Origin of the sequence: Pseudomonas sp. MPB26 (genome assembly GCF_046605355.1) — a bacterium.
Taxonomy (GTDB): domain Bacteria; phylum Pseudomonadota; class Gammaproteobacteria; order Pseudomonadales; family Pseudomonadaceae; genus Aquipseudomonas; species Aquipseudomonas cedrina.
On record NZ_CP176793.1, the window covers coordinates 541,170 to 558,878 of the forward strand.

The 17,709-nt window shown below is 60.9% G+C and carries 15 protein-coding genes; 1 reads left to right on the forward strand and 14 read right to left on the reverse strand.

All coding sequences use genetic code 11. The features are described from left to right. Positions 1-154: 154 nt before the first annotated feature. The 6 genes from ACLH0H_RS02580 to ACLH0H_RS02605 are packed head-to-tail and all read right to left on the reverse strand — an operon-like array spanning position 155 to position 5,118. Entirely contained in the window at positions 155-790 is a 636-nt protein-coding gene (locus ACLH0H_RS02580; RefSeq protein ID WP_010563544.1) for a protein-L-isoaspartate(D-aspartate) O-methyltransferase, read from the reverse strand. A gap of 41 nt (positions 791-831) precedes the next feature. Then, positions 832-1,581, reverse strand: coding sequence for a 5'/3'-nucleotidase SurE (surE, locus tag ACLH0H_RS02585; RefSeq protein ID WP_411380856.1), 750 nt, complete (start codon positions 1,579-1,581; stop codon positions 832-834). Then, entirely contained in the window at positions 1,569-2,627 is a 1,059-nt protein-coding gene (truD, locus tag ACLH0H_RS02590; RefSeq protein ID WP_411380857.1) for a tRNA pseudouridine(13) synthase TruD, read from the reverse strand. The genes surE and truD overlap by 13 nt, the downstream gene beginning before the upstream one ends. Then, positions 2,624-3,097, reverse strand: coding sequence for a 2-C-methyl-D-erythritol 2,4-cyclodiphosphate synthase (gene ispF / locus ACLH0H_RS02595; protein WP_076950041.1), 474 nt, complete (start codon positions 3,095-3,097; stop codon positions 2,624-2,626). The genes truD and ispF overlap by 4 nt, the downstream gene beginning before the upstream one ends. Before the next feature lie 54 nt (positions 3,098-3,151). Then, positions 3,152-3,997 carry an S-formylglutathione hydrolase gene (gene fghA, locus ACLH0H_RS02600; protein WP_411380858.1) on the reverse strand — a complete coding sequence of 282 codons (846 nt, stop codon included), beginning with the start codon at positions 3,995-3,997 and terminating at the stop codon, positions 3,152-3,154. An 8-nt stretch (positions 3,998-4,005) separates the two neighbouring features. Continuing rightward, positions 4,006-5,118 (reverse strand): S-(hydroxymethyl)glutathione dehydrogenase/class III alcohol dehydrogenase, encoded by a 1,113-nt coding sequence (locus ACLH0H_RS02605; RefSeq protein WP_411380859.1) that lies wholly within the window; start codon positions 5,116-5,118, stop codon positions 4,006-4,008. A gap of 109 nt (positions 5,119-5,227) precedes the next feature. Between ACLH0H_RS02605 and ACLH0H_RS02610 the strand changes: the two genes are divergently transcribed. Beyond that, entirely contained in the window at positions 5,228-6,124 is an 897-nt protein-coding gene (locus ACLH0H_RS02610) for a LysR substrate-binding domain-containing protein (RefSeq protein WP_411380860.1), read from the forward strand. A gap of 129 nt (positions 6,125-6,253) precedes the next feature. On the opposite strand, the gene ispD is transcribed toward ACLH0H_RS02610, so the two are convergent. From ispD to dnaE, 8 genes are all read right to left on the reverse strand, one after another. Beyond that, a complete protein-coding gene (gene ispD / locus ACLH0H_RS02615) occupies positions 6,254-6,961 on the reverse strand; it encodes a 2-C-methyl-D-erythritol 4-phosphate cytidylyltransferase (RefSeq protein WP_411380861.1) in 708 nt (235 codons plus the stop codon). Next, positions 6,958-7,236: a cell division protein FtsB gene (gene ftsB, locus ACLH0H_RS02620; protein WP_049709653.1), complete on the reverse strand. Its 279-nt coding sequence runs from the start codon at positions 7,234-7,236 to the stop codon at positions 6,958-6,960. The genes ispD and ftsB overlap by 4 nt, the downstream gene beginning before the upstream one ends. A gap of 171 nt (positions 7,237-7,407) precedes the next feature. Further along, positions 7,408-8,697 (reverse strand): phosphopyruvate hydratase, encoded by a 1,290-nt coding sequence (gene eno, locus ACLH0H_RS02625; RefSeq protein WP_186691158.1) that lies wholly within the window; start codon positions 8,695-8,697, stop codon positions 7,408-7,410. Positions 8,698-8,854: 157 nt separating this feature from the next. Next, entirely contained in the window at positions 8,855-9,700 is an 846-nt protein-coding gene (gene kdsA / locus ACLH0H_RS02630) for a 3-deoxy-8-phosphooctulonate synthase (RefSeq protein ID WP_076950035.1), read from the reverse strand. Between the two features lie 4 nt (positions 9,701-9,704). Further along, positions 9,705-11,336: a CTP synthase gene (locus ACLH0H_RS02635; RefSeq protein ID WP_076950034.1), complete on the reverse strand. Its 1,632-nt coding sequence runs from the start codon at positions 11,334-11,336 to the stop codon at positions 9,705-9,707. 273 nt (positions 11,337-11,609) lie between these two features. Beyond that, entirely contained in the window at positions 11,610-12,929 is a 1,320-nt protein-coding gene (tilS, locus tag ACLH0H_RS02640; RefSeq protein ID WP_411380862.1) for a tRNA lysidine(34) synthetase TilS, read from the reverse strand. A 159-nt stretch (positions 12,930-13,088) separates the two neighbouring features. Continuing rightward, positions 13,089-14,036, reverse strand: a complete 948-nt coding sequence (locus ACLH0H_RS02645) for an acetyl-CoA carboxylase carboxyltransferase subunit alpha (RefSeq protein ID WP_012722607.1) — start codon at positions 14,034-14,036, stop codon at positions 13,089-13,091. Positions 14,037-14,186: 150 nt separating this feature from the next. Continuing rightward, positions 14,187-17,708, reverse strand: coding sequence for a DNA polymerase III subunit alpha (gene dnaE / locus ACLH0H_RS02650; protein WP_411380863.1), 3,522 nt, complete (start codon positions 17,706-17,708; stop codon positions 14,187-14,189). Position 17,709 lies beyond the last annotated feature (1 nt).

A 17,709-nucleotide genomic window follows, 5' to 3' on the forward strand; every position in this document is an offset into this window, starting at 1 on the left:
ATGACGCAAGTATAACTGGGCATTGGAGTTTTACGGGCACACGCCTGAAACGAATCATCCAGCGTGTTGAATCGTCGCACCGATGATGCTGACTCAATAGACCCCGACGTAAGACACATCCCCGCCAGCGGAATTCACCGCAGGCAAAAATTGATCAGGCCAGCGGGCCGTTGAGCAACGGCACAAAACGAACAGCGCCCAGTACATGCCGGGAAAAGCCTTCGTCCTCACGGATGATGAGCATCAATTGTTGCACTTCACCGGAGCCAACCGGAATCACCAGGCGTCCACCGGGAGCGAGTTGGTCGAGCAACGCTTGTGGAACATCGGTGGCCACGGCGGTCACGATGATGCCGTTGTACGGCGCCAGCGCAGGCCAGCCTTCCCAGCCGTCGCCCCAGCGAAACACCACGTTGCGCAGGTTCAACTCCACCAGGCGCTCCTTGGCGCGATCCTGCAGCACCTTGATACGCTCGACCGAGAACACCCGCTCCACCAGTTGCGCCAGCACGGCGGTCTGGTAGCCGGAGCCGGTGCCGATCTCGAGCACCTTGTCCAGGGGACCCGCCGCCAGCAGCAACTCGCTCATGCGCGCCACCATATACGGCTGGGAGATGGTCTGGTTATGGCCGATGGGCAGCGCCGTGTCTTCATAGGCACGGTGGGCCAGGGCTTCATCGACAAACAGATGCCGAGGCGTGCGCCGGATCACTTCCAGTACCTGGGCGTTGGACAGGCCTTCCTCGTAGAGGCGCTGGATCAAGCGTTCGCGGGTACGCTGGGACGTCATCCCGATACCGCGACGCAGCAAGTCGTCTTGTTCACGGCCCATCAGCGCAACCCCTCCAGCCAGCCATCGAGACCACTGAAGGCATCACTGAAGGTGCGATCAAACTGCAATGGGGTAATCGATACATAGCCTTGCATCACCGCATGAAAGTCCGTTCCCTCACCGCCATCCTCGGCATCACCCGCGGCGGCGATCCAATAGCCTTCCCTGCCACGCGGGTCGACCACCTTCAACGGCGCCGCCGCACGGGCACGATGACCCAGGCGCGTCAGCTGGATGCCGCGAATACGGTCGAGGGGCAAGTTCGGGATATTGACGTTGAGCACTGTGCGCGGCGGCAACTCCAGGGAACCATGGGCCTCCACCAGCTTGCGCGCGTAATAGGCGGCAGTCGGCAAGTTATCCAGTTGGCGCGAAGCGTACGAAAAGGCAAACCCGGTACGCCCCAGGAAACGCCCTTCGAGGGCCGCCGCCACGGTACCGGAATACAGCACGTCATCGCCCAGGTTCGCCCCAAGGTTGATGCCCGACACCACCAGGTCCGGCGCCGGCTCCAGCAGGCTGTTGATCGCCAGGTGGACGCAGTCGGTGGGCGTGCCGTCCACGCTGATAAAGCCATTGTCCAGGATGTGCGGATGCAGCGGACGGTTGATCGTCAGCGAACTGCTGGCGCCGCTCCTGTCCTGGTCGGGGGCAACCACCACGCACTCGGCATAATCCTGCAGCGCAGCATAGAGCGCGGCAAGACCGGGTGCGGTGGCACCGTCATCGTTTGATATCAGAATACGCATGGGTTGTCCGTCTGCCCCACCGGCACCAGATCAACAAGCTCGCGCACCAAGACAGTGGCGAAGCATCCGGCCGGCAGGACGAATTCCAATTGCAGAATGTCCAGCGAGGGATAATGCCACGTCAAACCGCCAATGGGCAGTCGCAGAATGCGACGTTCCTGGCTCATGCCGGCATTCACCAGCCAATCGCGCAGGTCGGCTTCACCGGCGGCAATCGCCTGTTCCAGCGCAAAGGTTGCGCCACCGGCGGGCGAATCGCCTTCACCCCACTGCGGCCCCGTCGGGTGCAGGTCCAGGATTGCCAGCCGCGGGTCGCTGCACTCAGCCTCCCCCGCCGGGAAAAAACTGCGGCTGTCGGTAAAGGCCAGCAGGTCGCCGACCTGGGCACGCTGCCATGAACCGTCAGCCACACGTGCCGCCAGCACTTTGTTGAACAGCAAGCTACGAGCGGTGGAGAGCAGCCGCGAACGCACGTTGCGCTGTTCCGGCAAAGCCTTGCGCGCGGCCCACTCGCGAGCGTCGACGACGTTACCGCCGTTGTGGCCGAAGCGCTGGGTGCCGAAATAATTGGGGATGCCGTGTTGTGCAATCAGTTGCAGTCGCGCGTCGATGGCGGCGGTATCAGCGGCCAGTTGTGTCAGGCGCAAGGTGAAGCCATTGGCCGCATGCGCGCCGCGCTGCAGCTTGCGCTTGTGGCGGGCGGTCTTGAGGATCTTGAGGGTGTCGTTCTCCGCTGCGCTCATGTCCGGATCGGCCTTGCCCGGCAGTTGCACACTGAACCATTGGCGGGTCAACGCCTGGCGGTCCTTGAGCCCGGCATAGCTGACGGTACGCAACGGCACCCCGGCTGCCTTGGCGATACGCCGCGCGGCTTCCTCGGTGTTGAGGCCACGCTTCTCGACCCACAACCACAGGTGTTCGCCTTCACCCGTGAGTGGAATATCGAGCACTTCGTCAACCTGGAAATCTTCAGCCGTGGCCTTCAATACCGCGTTGCCCAAGGCTTCGCCATAGGCTCGCGGACCCAGCAGTTGCAAGTCATTCATGCGCGCAGCAACAAGGCAACGGAGTGCACGGCGATGCCCTCTTCACGACCGGTGAACCCGAGCTTTTCGGTGGTGGTGGCTTTCACGTTCACTTGATCCAGTTCTATTTGCAGATCCGCGGCAATCAGCGCGCGCATCGACTCGATATGGGGGGCCATCTTCGGCGCCTGGGCCACGATTGTGTTGTCGACATTGCCAACCTTCCAGCCCTTGGCATGGATCAGGCCGACCACGTGACGCAGCAATACACGACTGTCCGCACCCTTGAACGTCGGGTCGGTGTCCGGAAAGTGCTTGCCGATATCGCCCAACGCCGCCGCGCCGAGCAAGGCATCGCTCAAGGCATGCAGTACAACGTCGCCGTCGGAATGAGCCAGCAGCCCATGATGGTGCTCGATACGCACGCCGCCCAGGGTGATGAAATCGCCTTCAGCGAAACGGTGCACATCGTAGCCGTGGCCAATACGCATAAAAAAACGCCCCGATTTAATTCAGGGCGTGATTCTACCTACTTTTGCCGCAGATTAACCGAGCAAAGCGCGGCCATGGTGTCGCAAATGATCTTCGATGAAGCTGGCGATAAAGAAGTAGCTGTGGTCATAGCCGGGTTGCAGGCGCAGCTGCAGCGGATGGTTGGCCACCTTGGCCGCTTGTTGCAGGGCTTCAGGCTTGAGTTGCACGGCGAGAAAATCGTCGCGGTCGCCCTGATCCACCAACAGTGGCAGCTTTTCCGTGGCTTCGCTGATCAACACGCAGGCGTCCCATTCGCGCCACTTGGAGCGCTCTTCGCCCATGTAGCGAGAGAAGGCTTTCTGGCCCCACGGGCAATCCATTGGATTGTTGATCGGCGAAAACGCCGACACCGACTGGTAACGCCCAGGGTTGCGCAAAGCACAGACCAGCGCGCCGTGGCCGCCCATGGAGTGGCCACTGATGCCGCGCTTGTCGGAGGCCGGGAAATGCGCTTCAACCAAAGCGGGCAATTCCTGCACCACGTAGTCATGCATCCGATAGTGCTTGGCCCAGGGTTCCTGGGTGGCATTCAGATAGAAACCCGCGCCAAGACCGAAATCCCAGGCGTTATCCGGGTCATCCGGCACACCCGGTCCACGCGGGCTGGTGTCCGGCGCGACGATGATCAAGCCCAGCTCGGCGGCCATGCGCTGGGCGCCGGCCTTCTGCATGAAGTTCTCGTCGGTGCAGGTCAGGCCCGACAGCCAGTACAGCACTGGCAGCTTGCCGCCCTGCTCCGCTTGCGGCGGCAGGTAGACGGCGAAGGTCATGTCGCACCCGAGCACATCGGAATGATGCTTGTAGCGTTTATGCCAGCCGCCGAAGCTTTTCTGGCACGACAGGTTTTCCAGACTCATGGCCGACCTCAGAAGTGGATGACGGTACGAATGCTCTTGCCTTCATGCATCAGGTCAAACGCTTTGTTGATGTCTTCCAGGCCCATGGTGTGGGTGATGAAAGTGTCCAGCGGGATCTCGCCGGTCTGGGCCATTTCCACGTAGCTTGGCAGTTCGGTGCGGCCGCGTACGCCGCCGAAGGCCGAACCGCGCCAGACGCGGCCGGTCACCAATTGGAAGGGACGGGTGGCGATTTCCTGGCCGGCGCCGGCCACGCCGATAATCACCGACTCGCCCCAACCTTTGTGGCAGCACTCAAGGGCGGCGCGCATCAGATGCACGTTGCCGATGCATTCGAAGGAGAAATCCACGCCGCCGTCGGTGAGGTCGACGATCACGTCCTGAATCGGGCGATCGTAGTCTTTCGGGTTGATGCAGTCGGTTGCGCCCAGTTGCATGGCAATTTCGAACTTGGCCGGGTTGATGTCGATGGCAATGATGCGGCCGGCCTTGGCCTTGACCGCGCCTATTACCGCCGACAAGCCGATACCGCCCAGGCCGAAGATGGCTACGGTGTCGCCCGGCTTGACCTTGGCGGTGTTGAGCACCGCACCGATGCCGGTGGTGACGCCGCAACCCAGCAGGCAGACTTTTTCCAGCGGCGCTTTTTTAGGAATCTTGGCGACGGAAATTTCCGGCAGCACAGTGTATTCGGAAAAAGTCGAGGTCCCCATGTAGTGGAAAATCGGCTGGCCCTTGTAGGAAAAACGCGTGGTGCCGTCCGGCATCAGGCCTTTGCCCTGGGTGGAACGAATCGCCTGGCACAGGTTGGTCTTGCCCGACAGGCAGAATTTGCACTGGCCGCATTCCGGGGTGTACAGCGGGATCACATGGTCGCCAACGGCCACCGAGGTCACTCCCTCGCCGATCGCTTCCACTACCGCACCGCCTTCGTGGCCGAGGATCGACGGAAAGATGCCTTCCGGATCCGCGCCCGACAAGGTGTAGGCGTCTGTGTGGCATACGCCGGACGCAACGACCCGCAGCAGCACCTCGCCGGCCTTGGGCATGGCGACATCCACTTCAACGATCTCAAGGGGCTTTTTGGCTTCGAAGGCTACGGCGGCGCGGGACTTGATCATCCGGGTTTCTCCAAGGAATTGAAAACTGAGACGGTGAGTGTAAAACATGGCCGATTGATTAATAATCCAGGCAAAAGCAAAACTTTATTGCTGTACAGGGATAATCAACATGCTGGAAAACCGCTGGGAAGGCATCGATGAGTTCGTCGCCGTGGCCGAATGCAGCCAATTCACCGCTGCCGCGGAACGGCTGGGCGTATCGTCATCCCATATCAGCAGGCAGGTAGCGCGCTTAGAAGAGCGCCTGCAAACGCGATTGCTGTATCGCAGCACCCGCAAGGTCACCCTGACCGAAGCGGGCCAGACCTTCCTGCAACATTGCCAGCGCCTGCAAGACGGTCGCGAAGAAGCCCTGCGCGCGGTGGGCGACCTGGCCAGCGAACCCAAGGGCATGTTGCGCATGACCTGCGCCGTGGCATACGGCGAGCGCTTTATCGTGCCACTGGTCACCCGCTTCATGGCGCTTTACCCGCAGTTGCGCGTGGATATCGAATTGAGCAACCGCCAGCTGGACCTGGTGCACGAAGGCCTCGACCTGGCGATCCGCCTGGGACGCTTGCAGGATTCGCGCATGGTCGCCAGCCGACTGGCGCCCAGGCGCATGTATGTGTGCGCGTCACCCTCCTACCTGACGCGGTATGGTCGGCCACATAGCGTGTCGGAATTGAGTCGGCATAACTGCCTGATCGGCAGCTCGGATATCTGGCAACTGGCCCAGGGCGGGCGCGAATTTTCCCAGCGTGTGCAGGGAAATTGGCGCTGCAACAGCGGGCAAGCGGTGCTGGACGCGGCGCTGCAAGGTGTCGGGTTATGTCAGTTGCCGGATTATTACGTGCTGGAACATCTGCACAGCGGTGCATTGGTGTCGTTGCTGGAGGCGCATCAGCCGCCGAACACGGCGGTATGGGCGCTGTATCCGCAGCAGCGGCATTTGTCGCCGAAGGTCAGGAAGTTGGTGGAGTTCTTGAAGGAAGGGTTGGCTGGGCGGCCGGAGTACAGTGGGTGATTATTCGGTGCTTGTACTGGCCTCTTCGCGAGCAAGCCCGCTCCCACATTTGACCGCGTTTATCCTGTGGGAACACGGTCGAATGTGGGAGCGGGCTTGCTCGCGAAGAGGTCGACACGGTTTAACCGACTATCGCCGGTTAGCCCACCGCAACCGCAACCACTCAAGATCCTCCGGCCGGGTCACCTTGATATTGTCCGAACGCCCTTCAATCAAGCGCGGCGCCTGGCCGGACCACTCCATGGCCGACGCTTCATCGGTAATCAGCGCATCCGCCACCAGGCTGTCGGCCAAGGCGCGATGCAATGCCCCCAGGCGGAACATCTGTGGCGTGTAAGCCTGCCAGATCAAGCTACGGTCGACGGTCTCGACGACGCGGCCGTGCTTGTCCACGCGCTTGAGGGTATCGCGAGCCGGCACGGCCAACAGGCCACCTACCGGGTCGTCAGCCAGTTCGCTTAATAGCTTGTCCAAATCGTCCCGACAGAGGTTGGGTCGTGCAGCATCGTGCACCAGCACCCAATCGTCATCGCTTGCCCCCTGCCCATGCAGGTGCAACAACGCGTTGAGCACCGAGCCCGAACGCTCCGAGCCGCCGTCCGCACGCTGGATGCGCGAGTCTGCGGCACATGCCAGGGTAGGCCAATAGGGATCATCGCTGGCCAGGCTGAGCACCAGGCCCTTGAGCGATGGATGGTCGAGAAAACAGCCAAGGCTGTGTTCGAGAATAGTGCGCCCGCCCAGTTGCAAATATTGCTTGGGACGGTCCGCCGCCATACGGGCACCGACGCCCGCGGCAGGAATCACGGCCCAGAAGGCCGGCAAGCTGTTGCTCATTGGGCCAACTGGTAGAGGGTTTCGCCCTCCTTGACCATGCCCAACTCATGACGAGCCCGCTCTTCGACGGTCTCCGTACCTTTTTTCAGCTCAAGCACTTCGGCATCGAGGACGCGGTTACGCTCCAGCAGGACTTCGTTTTCGGCGTGCTGTGCAGCAATTTGCTCGGTCAGGTCTTTTACCTGCGCAAAGCTGCCATTACCCACCCATAGGCGGTATTGCAGGCCAGCCAGCAACAAGAGCAAGACGAGGAACAACCAATTGGGACTGCGCATCGAATATCGGGTATCCAGTGAAAAAAGACAGCCATGCAAAACTTTCAAAGCAACTGACAGCACGAAGCCTGGAAGAACCAGGCTTGTGCATGGTAGCCCTCAGATTAGCGTCGAAAACCACACTGTCGTGAGTTTTCCGACGCAATCCGCCGACTTTTTATCACTTATCGATCAGCCGCGAAACTCGCCGCGACCGTTGTACTTGGCCTTGCCAGCCAGTTGCTCTTCGATACGCAGCAACTGGTTGTACTTGGAAACGCGGTCGGAACGGCACAGAGAACCGGTCTTGATCTGGCCCGCCGACGTGCCCACGGCCAGGTCGGCAATGGTCGAGTCTTCGGTTTCGCCGGAGCGGTGCGAGATCACTGCCGTGTAGCCCGCGGCCTTGGCCATCTGGATGGCTTCCAGGGTTTCGGTCAGCGTGCCGATCTGGTTGAACTTGATCAGGATCGAGTTGGCGATCTTTTTATCGATGCCTTCTTTCAGGATCTTGGTGTTGGTCACGAACAGGTCGTCGCCCACCAGCTGGATTTTTTCGCCGATCTTGTCGGTGAGAACTTTCCAGCCATCCCAGTCGGACTCGTCCAGACCATCTTCGATCGAGATGATCGGGTAGCGCTCGGTCAGGCCTTTCAGGTAGTCCGCGAAACCTTCGGAGTTGAACACCTGGCCTTCGCCGGACAGATTGTACTTGCCATCTTCATAGAACTCGCTGGCCGCGCAGTCCAGGGCCAGGGTCACGTCGGTGCCCAGCGTGTAGCCAGCGTTGGCCACGGCTTCGGAGATCACTTTGAGTGCATCTTCGTTGGACGCCAGGTTCGGTGCGAAACCGCCTTCGTCACCCACTGCAGTGCTCAGGCCGCGGGCCTTCAGTACAGCCTTGAGGTGGTGGAAAATCTCGGTACCCATGCGCAGGCCTTCGGAGAACGACTTGGCGCCCACCGGCTGGACCATGAATTCCTGGATGTCGACGTTGTTATCGGCGTGCTCGCCACCGTTGATGATGTTCATCATCGGTACCGGCATCGAATACACACCCGGGGTGCCGTTCAGGTTGGCGATGTGGGCATACAGCGGCAGGTCCTGGTCCTGTGCGGCCGCCTTGGCAGCGGCCAGGGACACGGCCAGGATGGCGTTGGCGCCCAGGCTGCCTTTGTTTTCGGTGCCGTCGAGCTGGATCATCGCATGGTCCAGGGCTTTCTGGTCCAGCGGGTCCTTGCCCAGCAACAGGTCACGGATCGGACCGTTGATGTTGGCTACCGCCTTGAGTACACCCTTGCCCAGGTAACGGCTCTTGTCGCCATCACGCAGTTCCAGCGCTTCGCGCGAACCGGTGGAAGCACCGGACGGCGCGCAGGCGCTGCCGATGATGCCGTTATCGAGAAGCACGTCGGCTTCGACGGTGGGGTTGCCACGGGAGTCGAGAACTTCACGACCTTTGATGTCGACGATTTTTGCCATTGTTGTAAACACTCCAAAGTTGACGAAAACGACGCAGCTGAAGGAAATCTTTTGACCGACCGCAAGGGTGGAACAACGGGGCAGGCTTGCAGGCGACAAGACCCAGGCCCTCGGGCCTGAGCGAAAAGCGTAGGAAAGTCTACCGGAGAAACCGCGCTTACGCGGTCTCTACCGTCGGAAAACTCTTGACCAGTTCGTCCAACTGCTTGAGCTGGGCCAGGAACGGCTCCAGCTTGTCCAGGCGCAAGGCGCATGGGCCGTCGCATTTGGCGTTGTCCGGGTCCGGGTGGGCTTCCAGGAACAGGCCGGCCAGGGACTGGCTGATGCCCGCCTTGGCCAGGTCCAGTACCTGGGCACGGCGCCCGCCAGCGGAATCGGCGCGACCACCGGGCATTTGCAGCGCGTGGGTCACGTCGAAAAACACCGGGTACTCGAACTGTTTCATGATGCCGAAACCGAGCATGTCCACCACAAGGTTGTTGTAGCCGAAGCTCGAACCCCGCTCGCAGAGGATCAACTGGTCGTTACCCGCTTCCACGCACTTGTTCAGGATGTGTTTCATTTCCTGGGGCGCGAGGAACTGGGCTTTCTTGATATTGATCACCGCGCCGGTCTTGGCCATGGCAACGACCAGATCGGTCTGACGCGACAGAAAGGCCGGCAACTGGATGATGTCGCACACTTCGGCGACCACGGCAGCCTGTTCAGGCTCGTGGACGTCGGTGATGACCGGCACGCCGAAGGCTTGCTTGATGTCCTGGAAGATCCGCATGCCTTCTTCAAGGCCAGGCCCGCGATAGGAGGTCACGGACGAACGGTTGGCCTTGTCGAAGCTGGCCTTGAACACGTAGGGGATACCGAGTTTCTCGGTCACCTTGACGTACTCTTCACAGACCTGCATCGCCATGTCGCGGCTTTCCAGTACGTTCATGCCGCCGAACAGCACCATGGGCTTATCGTTGGCAATCTCGATGTCGCCTACGCGAATGATCTTCTGGGCCATCAGGTTACGCCTTCTTCTGATGTTGGGTCAGTGCTGCCTTGACGAAGCCGCTGAACAACGGGTGGCCGTCACGCGGCGTCGAGGTGAACTCAGGGTGGAACTGGCAGGCCACGAACCAAGGGTGATCCGGTGCCTCGACCACTTCAACCAGCGCGCCATCACCGGAGCGACCGGAGATTTTCAGGCCGGCCTCTTTGATTTGCGGCAGCAGGTTGTTGTTCACTTCGTAGCGGTGACGGTGGCGCTCGACGATCACGTCCTTGCCGTAGCAATCGTGAACCAGCGAGCCCGGCTCCAGCAGGCAGTCCTGCGCGCCAAGACGCATGGTGCCGCCCAGGTCGGAGGCTTCGGTGCGGGTCTCGACGGCGCCGGTGGCATCTTCCCACTCGGTGATCAGGCCCACGACCGGGTGGCCGCTCTTGCTGTCGAACTCGGTGGAGTTGGCGTCTTTCCAGCCCATCACGTTACGGGCGAACTCGATGACGGCCACTTGCATGCCCAGGCAGATCCCCAGGTACGGCACCTTGTTTTCGCGAGCGTACTGCACCGCCGTGATCTTGCCTTCCACGCCACGCAGGCCGAAACCGCCGGGCACCAGGATCGCATCAACACCTTCGAGCAGCGCGGTGCCCTGGTTCTCGATGTCTTCGGAATCGATGTAGCGCAGGTTGACCTTGGTACGGTTGCTGATGCCGGCGTGGCTCATCGCTTCGATCAGCGACTTGTACGCGTCCAGCAGCTCCATGTACTTGCCGACCATGGCGATGGTGACTTCGTGCTCGGGGTTGAGCTTGGCGTCGACCACGGCTTCCCACTCGGACAGGTCCGCACCGTTGCATTGCAGGCCGAAACGCTCGACCACAAAATCGTCCAGGCCTTGCGAGTGCAGGATGCCCGGGATCTTGTAGATGGTGTCGGCGTCTTCCAGCGCGATCACCGCACGTTCTTCAACGTTGGTGAATTGCGCGATCTTGCGACGCGAGGAAATGTCGATCGGGTGATCGGAACGGCACACCAGCACGTCCGGCTGCAGGCCGATGGAACGCAGTTCCTTGACCGAGTGCTGGGTAGGCTTGGTTTTGGTTTCGCCGGCGGTGGCGATGTAGGGCACCAGGGTCAGGTGCATCAGCATCGCGCGCTTGGCGCCGACTTCGAAACGCAACTGGCGGATGGCTTCGAGGAACGGCTGGGATTCGATGTCACCCACGGTGCCGCCGATCTCGACCATCGCCACGTCGGCATCGCCTGCGCCCTTGATGATGCGGCGCTTGATTTCGTCGGTGATGTGCGGGATCACCTGGATGGTTGCACCCAGGTAGTCGCCACGGCGCTCCTTGCGCAGCACGTGCTCGTAGACACGGCCGGTGGTGAAGTTGTTGTTCTGGGTCATGGTCGTGCGGATGAACCGCTCGTAGTGGCCCAGGTCCAGGTCAGTCTCGGCGCCGTCATGGGTGACGAACACTTCACCGTGCTGGAACGGGCTCATGGTGCCCGGGTCGACGTTGATGTACGGGTCCAGCTTGAGCATGGTGACTTTAAGCCCCCGCGCCTCCAGGATGGCCGCCAATGAAGCGGAGGCAATGCCTTTCCCCAATGAAGAAACAACACCGCCCGTGACGAATATGTAGCGCGTCATGAAAAACCCTAGAAGTCTGCGTTAAAGCGGTCCGAGCCGCCGGGGAAAGCGAAGAGAGGCCGAAGCCCCCGATCACCTGCATTAATCACAGTGCACCTTTCAAAAAAACCGCCGCGTGGTGACAGACCAGCAATGGAACACCGGTACGTTGATCGCTACACATTTTTTGGAATCGCCCAGCAAAGACTGCTTGGTAATCGGCAACTGCTGCGATTCAGGCGAATCCACAGAAGTTGTATCAAGAAGGGAGCGTAGTCTACCGGAAAGGCGCTATCAGCTCAAACCTTGATCGCAGGTCTGTGGTATCCAATGTAATTGCCAGCCCTCACTCGCAACGGCCCAGCGTCCAGCGAGGCTGGGCACGCCCAGCAATTGCTCGTCGCGATACAGCAGCGGCAATCTGCCACGCACGAAGCCCGGCAGCCCGCTTTCGTTAAGCAGCCGCTTCAGGTCGCGCCGGCCCCGACCTGGCACTTCGATGACTTCACCGCCCTGTCGGTAACGGACCTGCAACGGACCTTCGGGGGCGTTGCCAGTGAATTTCAACTGACCGTTGCCGGGTAACTCTAGTGGGTTTTGCGGATCGGGCCAGCCCAGCGATGCGTCGGAAAATTCCGACCACGTGGCGGGCAACCACCAGAGGCGCTCGCCGCTACGGTGCATCTCGCCGTCGGTCAGCCGCCATACAGGCTGTGCGTCACCCTTGGCATCGCGCAGCGAATGCCAACTGGCCCAGTGGTCGCTGTCGGGCAGGCGTGTCAGCGGCGCCAGCCAATGACGCAGGGCGTTGCGCTGACGGGCGTCGGAAAGCTCGCGCAGCGGCGCAAGCGCCAGGGACGGCAAGTGCAGCCAGGGAAACGGCGAAGACTGGTCAGCGGCGTGCAAATCCATCTGCGCCAGCTCATCGAGCAAGCCCTGGGCTTCACTCAGATGCTCGGCGGTGCGCGCCAGGCCAGATACGGCTTGCGGCCAACGCTCCGTCAGTACAGGGAACACCTGGTGGCGCAAGTAGTTGCGTGAGAAGCGTGAATCGGCGTTAGACGGGTCCTCGATCCAGTTGAGCTGGTGCTCGTTGGCATAGGCCTCCAGCTCGCCCCGAGATACATCCAGCAAAGGCCGCACCAGATAGCCAGCGGCCAGGGGGCGCTGTGCTGGCATTGCCGCTAATCCTCGTAAACCAGCCCCACGCAGCAGACGAAATAACAAGGTTTCAGCCTGATCATCGCGATGCTGGCCCGTAAAAAGCACCTGCCCTGCGCCGGTCACCTGAGTGAACGCCTGATAACGTGCATCACGGGCGGCCCCCTCAAGGCTGGCACCCGGCCGCACTTGCACACGCATGATGCGCAGGGGCACGCCCAGGCTGTCGCAGACCGATCGGCAATGAATCGGCCAGCCGTCAGCGGCAGCTTGCAGGCCATGATGGACATGGACAGCACCGAGGGGCGGCAGGGTTTCGGTTTTTGCCAGGCAGGCCAGGAGGTGCAGCAGGACGGTAGAGTCAAGTCCGCCCGAGAACGCGACGTGCCAGGCCGGGGCATTGCGCCAGGGGGCCAGGGTTTGCAGGAGTTGGGCGGTTAAAACGGTTTTCATAGCAGCCCTCGAGCATGATCGTTCCCATGCTCTGCGTGGGAATGCATCCCCTGACGCTTTGCGTCACCATTGCGCAAGACTTGAGCCATGCACCAAAGGGACGCGGAGCGTCACAGGCGTCATTCCCACGCAGAGCATGGGAACGATCGTCGCGAGAACTTAGAGACCGTAGCTCATCAAACGCTCATAACGACGGGCCAGCAGCGCTTCGTTATCCAGCTTCTTGAGCATTGCCAGTTGCGACGCCAACTCACCACGGATAGTCGCGGCGGCGGCGGCCGGGTCGCGGTGGGCGCCGCCCAGTGGCTCGGCGATCACTTTGTCGACAATGCCCAAGCCTTTGAGACGGTCGGCAGTGATGCCCATGGCTTCGGCAGCGTCCGGCGCCTTCTCAGCGGTTTTCCACAGGATCGAGGCGCAACCTTCCGGCGAGATCACCGCGTAGGTCGAATATTGCAGCATGTTCAGTTGGTCGCAAACGCCAATGGCCAGTGCACCACCAGAACCACCCTCGCCAATCACGGTGGCGATAATCGGGGTTTTCAGGCGCGACATGACGCGCAGGTTCCAGGCGATCGCTTCGCTCTGGTTGCGCTCTTCGGCGTCGATACCCGGGTAGGCACCCGGCGTGTCGATGAAGGTCAGGATCGGCATCTTGAAGCGCTCGGCCATTTCCATCAGGCGGCACGCCTTGCGGTAGCCTTCCGGACGCGGCATGCCGAAGTTGCGGCGCACTTTTTCGCGCACTTCGCGGCCTTTCTGGTGACCGATCACCATCACCGGCTGGTCGTCCAGGCGAGCGATACCGCCCACGATGGCCGCGTCGTCGGAGAAGTGGCGGTCGCCGTGCAACTCGTCGAATTCAGTAAAGATGTGCTGGATGTAATCCAGGGTATAAGGACGGCGCGGGTGGCGAGCCAGGCGCGCGATCTGCCAGCTGGTCAGCTTGCCGAAGATGTCTTCGGTGAGCGTGCTGCTCTTGTCTTGCAGGCGAGCGATCTCATCGCCGATGTTCAGCGAATTGTCATTGCCGACCAGGCGCAGTTCTTCGATCTTGGCTTGCAGGTCAGCGATCGGCTGTTCGAAATCAAGAAAATTCGGGTTCATAAGCGTCCGTCTTGGGTCGACGGCCAGGGGGTGCCTGGCCAGCCGGTTGTCTGTTCGCGCCCTACCTTAAGGGAGAGGCGCGTCCAGGTCGAGATTAAATGTTTCGTCGAGATCAGGCGATTTTCTGCATAAAAAGAAAGCGCCTGGCCATCAACGGTATTGGAGGAAGACGTTGTCACGACCGAACTGGTCACGCAATGCCTGAATCAAGCCATCTGCGGGATCAATTCGCCAGGCCTCGCCAAACTGCAACATGGCCTTGGCGTCGTTGCCGGTGTACTCCATGGTCACCGGGCACGCGCCACGGTGGCGTTTGAGCAAATCACCCAACCAGCGTAGCTGATCACCCTTGAGCGCTTCGGTCTTGAGCTTCAAGCGCAGGCTTTCAGCCAAGTTGGTGCGCGCGTCTTCCATGCTCATCACCCGCTTGATCCGCAGGCGCAGGCCGCCGGAGAAATCATCGTTGCTGACCTCCCCTTCCACCACCACCATGGCGTCGGTCTGCAGCAGCGACTGGGCGGAGTGGAACGCGTCGGCAAACAACGACGCTTCGATGCGTCCCGAGCGGTCGTCGAGGGTGATGAAGCCCATCTTGTCGCCCTTTTTGTTTTTCATCACCCGCAGGGCGATGATCATGCCGGCGACGGTCTGGGTGTCCCGTGCAGGCTTGAGGTCGATGATGCGCTGACGGGCGAACCGGCGGATCTCACCTTCGTATTCGTCAATCGGGTGACCGGTAAGGTACAGGCCCAGGGTGTCTTTCTCGCCCTTGAGACGTTCCTTGAGGGTCAGCTCCTTGGCCTTGCGATGGTTAGCGTACACATCCGCATCTTCTTCGACGAACAACCCACCAAACAGGTCGGCGTGGCCGCTGTCATGGGTGCGGGCGGTCTGTTCGGCAGCCTTGATCGCCTCTTCCATGGCGGTGAGCAATACCGCGCGGTTGCGGTCGATATTCGCCTGGTAAGCCTTGGGCTCGTCATGGAAGTACGGGCCGAGACGGTCGAGCGCGCCGCTGCGGATCAAGCCATCGAGGGTTCGCTTGTTGATGCGCTTGAGGTCCACCCGCGCGCAGAAGTCGAACAAGTCCTTGAACGGCCCGTCCTGGCGCGCTTCGGTGATGGCTTCCACCGGGCCCTCTCCCACGCCCTTGATCGCACCAAGGCCATAGATAATGCGGCCTTCGTCGTTCACCGTGAACTTGAACTCGGAGGCGTTCACGTCCGGCGCATCGAGGCGCAGCTTCATGGTGCGCACTTCCTCGATCAAGGTCACGACCTTGTCGGTGTTGTGCATATCCGCCGAGAGTACGGCGGCCATGAACGGTGCCGGGTAGTGGGCTTTCAGCCAGGCGGTCTGGTACGACACCAGGCCGTAGGCGGCGGAGTGGGATTTGTTGAAGCCGTAACCGGCGAATTTTTCCACCAGGTCGAAGATGTTACCGGCCAGGTCCGCGTCGATATTGTTGGTGGCGCAACCTTCGATGAAACCGCCGCGCTGCTTGGCCATTTCCTCGGGTTTTTTCTTACCCATGGCGCGACGCAGCATGTCGGCGCCGCCCAGGGTATAGCCGGCCATCACCTGGGCGATCTGCATCACCTGCTCTTGATACAGGATGATGCCGTAGGTCGGTGCCAGTACGGGCTTGAGGCCTTCGTATTGATAGTCGGAGTGCGGGTACGCCAGTTCGGCGCGGCCATGCTTACGGTTTATGAAGTCGTCCACCATGCCCGATTGCAACGGGCCCGGACGGAACAGGGCAACCAGTGCGATCAAGTCTTCCAGGCAGTCGGGCTTGAGCTTTTTGATCAGCTCTTTCATGCCACGCGACTCGAGCTGGAACACTGCGGTGGTTTCAGCTTTTTGCAGCAGGCTGTAGGTCGGTTTGTCGTCCAGTGGAATAAACGCGATATCCAGCGGTTCCTCGCCGACCTTGGCGCGGTCGCGGTTGATGGTCTTGAGCGCCCAGTCGATGATCGTCAGGGTCCGCAGGCCGAGGAAGTCGAACTTCACCAGGCCGGCCGCCTCCACGTCGTCCTTGTCGAACTGGGTGACCAGGCCGTCACCTTCTTCATCGCAATAGATCGGCGAAAAATCGGTGAGCTTGGTAGGCGCGATCACCACACCACCGGCGTGTTTGCCGACGTTACGCACCACGCCTTCGAGTTTGCGCGCCATGTCCCAGATTTCGGCGGCTTCTTCATCGACCTTGATGAAGTCGCGCAGGATCTCTTCCTGCTCGTAGGCCTTCTCCAGGGTCATGCCGACTTCGAACGGGATCATCTTCGACAGGCGATCGGCCAGGCCGTAGGACTTGCCCTGCACACGGGCCACGTCCCGGATGACCGCCTTGGCGGCCATGGAACCGAAGGTGATGATCTGGCTGACCGCGTTGCGGCCGTATTTCTCGGCCACGTATTCGATCACGCGGTCACGGCCGTCCATGCAGAAGTCGACGTCGAAGTCGGGCATGGACACCCGTTCCGGGTTCAGAAAGCGTTCGAACAGCAGGTCATATTCCAACGGGTCGAGGTCGGTGATCTTCTGCACATAGGCGACCAGCGACCCCGCACCTGACCCCCGGCCCGGGCCAACCGGCACGCCGTTGTTCTTGGCCCACTGGATAAAGTCCATCACGATCAGGAAGTAACCGGGGAAACCCATCTGGATGATGATATCCAGCTCGAAATTCAAGCGATCGACGTAGACCTGGCGCTTGGCCTCGTAGTCCTCGGTGGTGTCTTTGGGCAGCAGGACGCTGAGACGATCCTCCAGACCGTCGAACGACACCTTGCGGAAGTACTCATCGATGGTCATGCCATCGGGAATCGGGAAGTTGGGCAGGAAGTGCTTGCCCAGCTTCACTTCGATATTGCAGCGCTTGGCAATTTCGACGGAGTTTTCCAGGGCCTCGGGCAAGTCGCTGAACAACTCGGCCATTTCCTCGGCGCTTTTGAGGTACTGCTCTTCGCTGTAGTTCTTTGAGCGGCGCGGGTCGTCCAGGGCCCGACCCTCGCCAATGCACACGCGGGTTTCGTGGGCCTCGAAGTCTTCCTTCTTGATGAAACGCACATCGTTGGTGGCCACCAGCGGCGCGCCCAGCTTGTCGGCCAGGGCCACGGCGGCGTGCAGATGTTCTTCGTCATTGGGGCGATTGGTGCGCTGCACTTCGAGGTAGAAGCGGTCGGGGAAGACCTGCATCCACTCGCGGGCCAGCACCTCGGCTTCGTGCGGGTTGCCGCCGAGCAGCGCGAGACCGATCTCACCCTCTTTGGCCGCCGAGAGCATGATCACCCCCTCGCTGGCCTCGGCTACCCATTCGCGCTCGATGATGATCGAGCCGTTGCGCTGGCCGTCGATAAAGCCACGGGAAATCAGTTCGGTGAGGTTGCGATAGCCCACGCCATTCATCGCCAGCAGGCTGATGCGGCTCAACGCGTTGTCAGGGTCTTTGTTCGACAGCCACAGGTCGACACCGCAGATCGGTTTGATGCCGGCGCCCATGGCGTTTTTGTAGAACTTGACCAGGGAACACATGTTGTTCTGATCGGTAACCGCTACCGCAGGCATATTCATGCCCACCAGGGTTTTGACCAGCGGTTTGATCCGTACCAGGCCGTCGACCAGGGAGTATTCAGTGTGCAGGCGTAGATGAACGAATGAAGCCGGCATG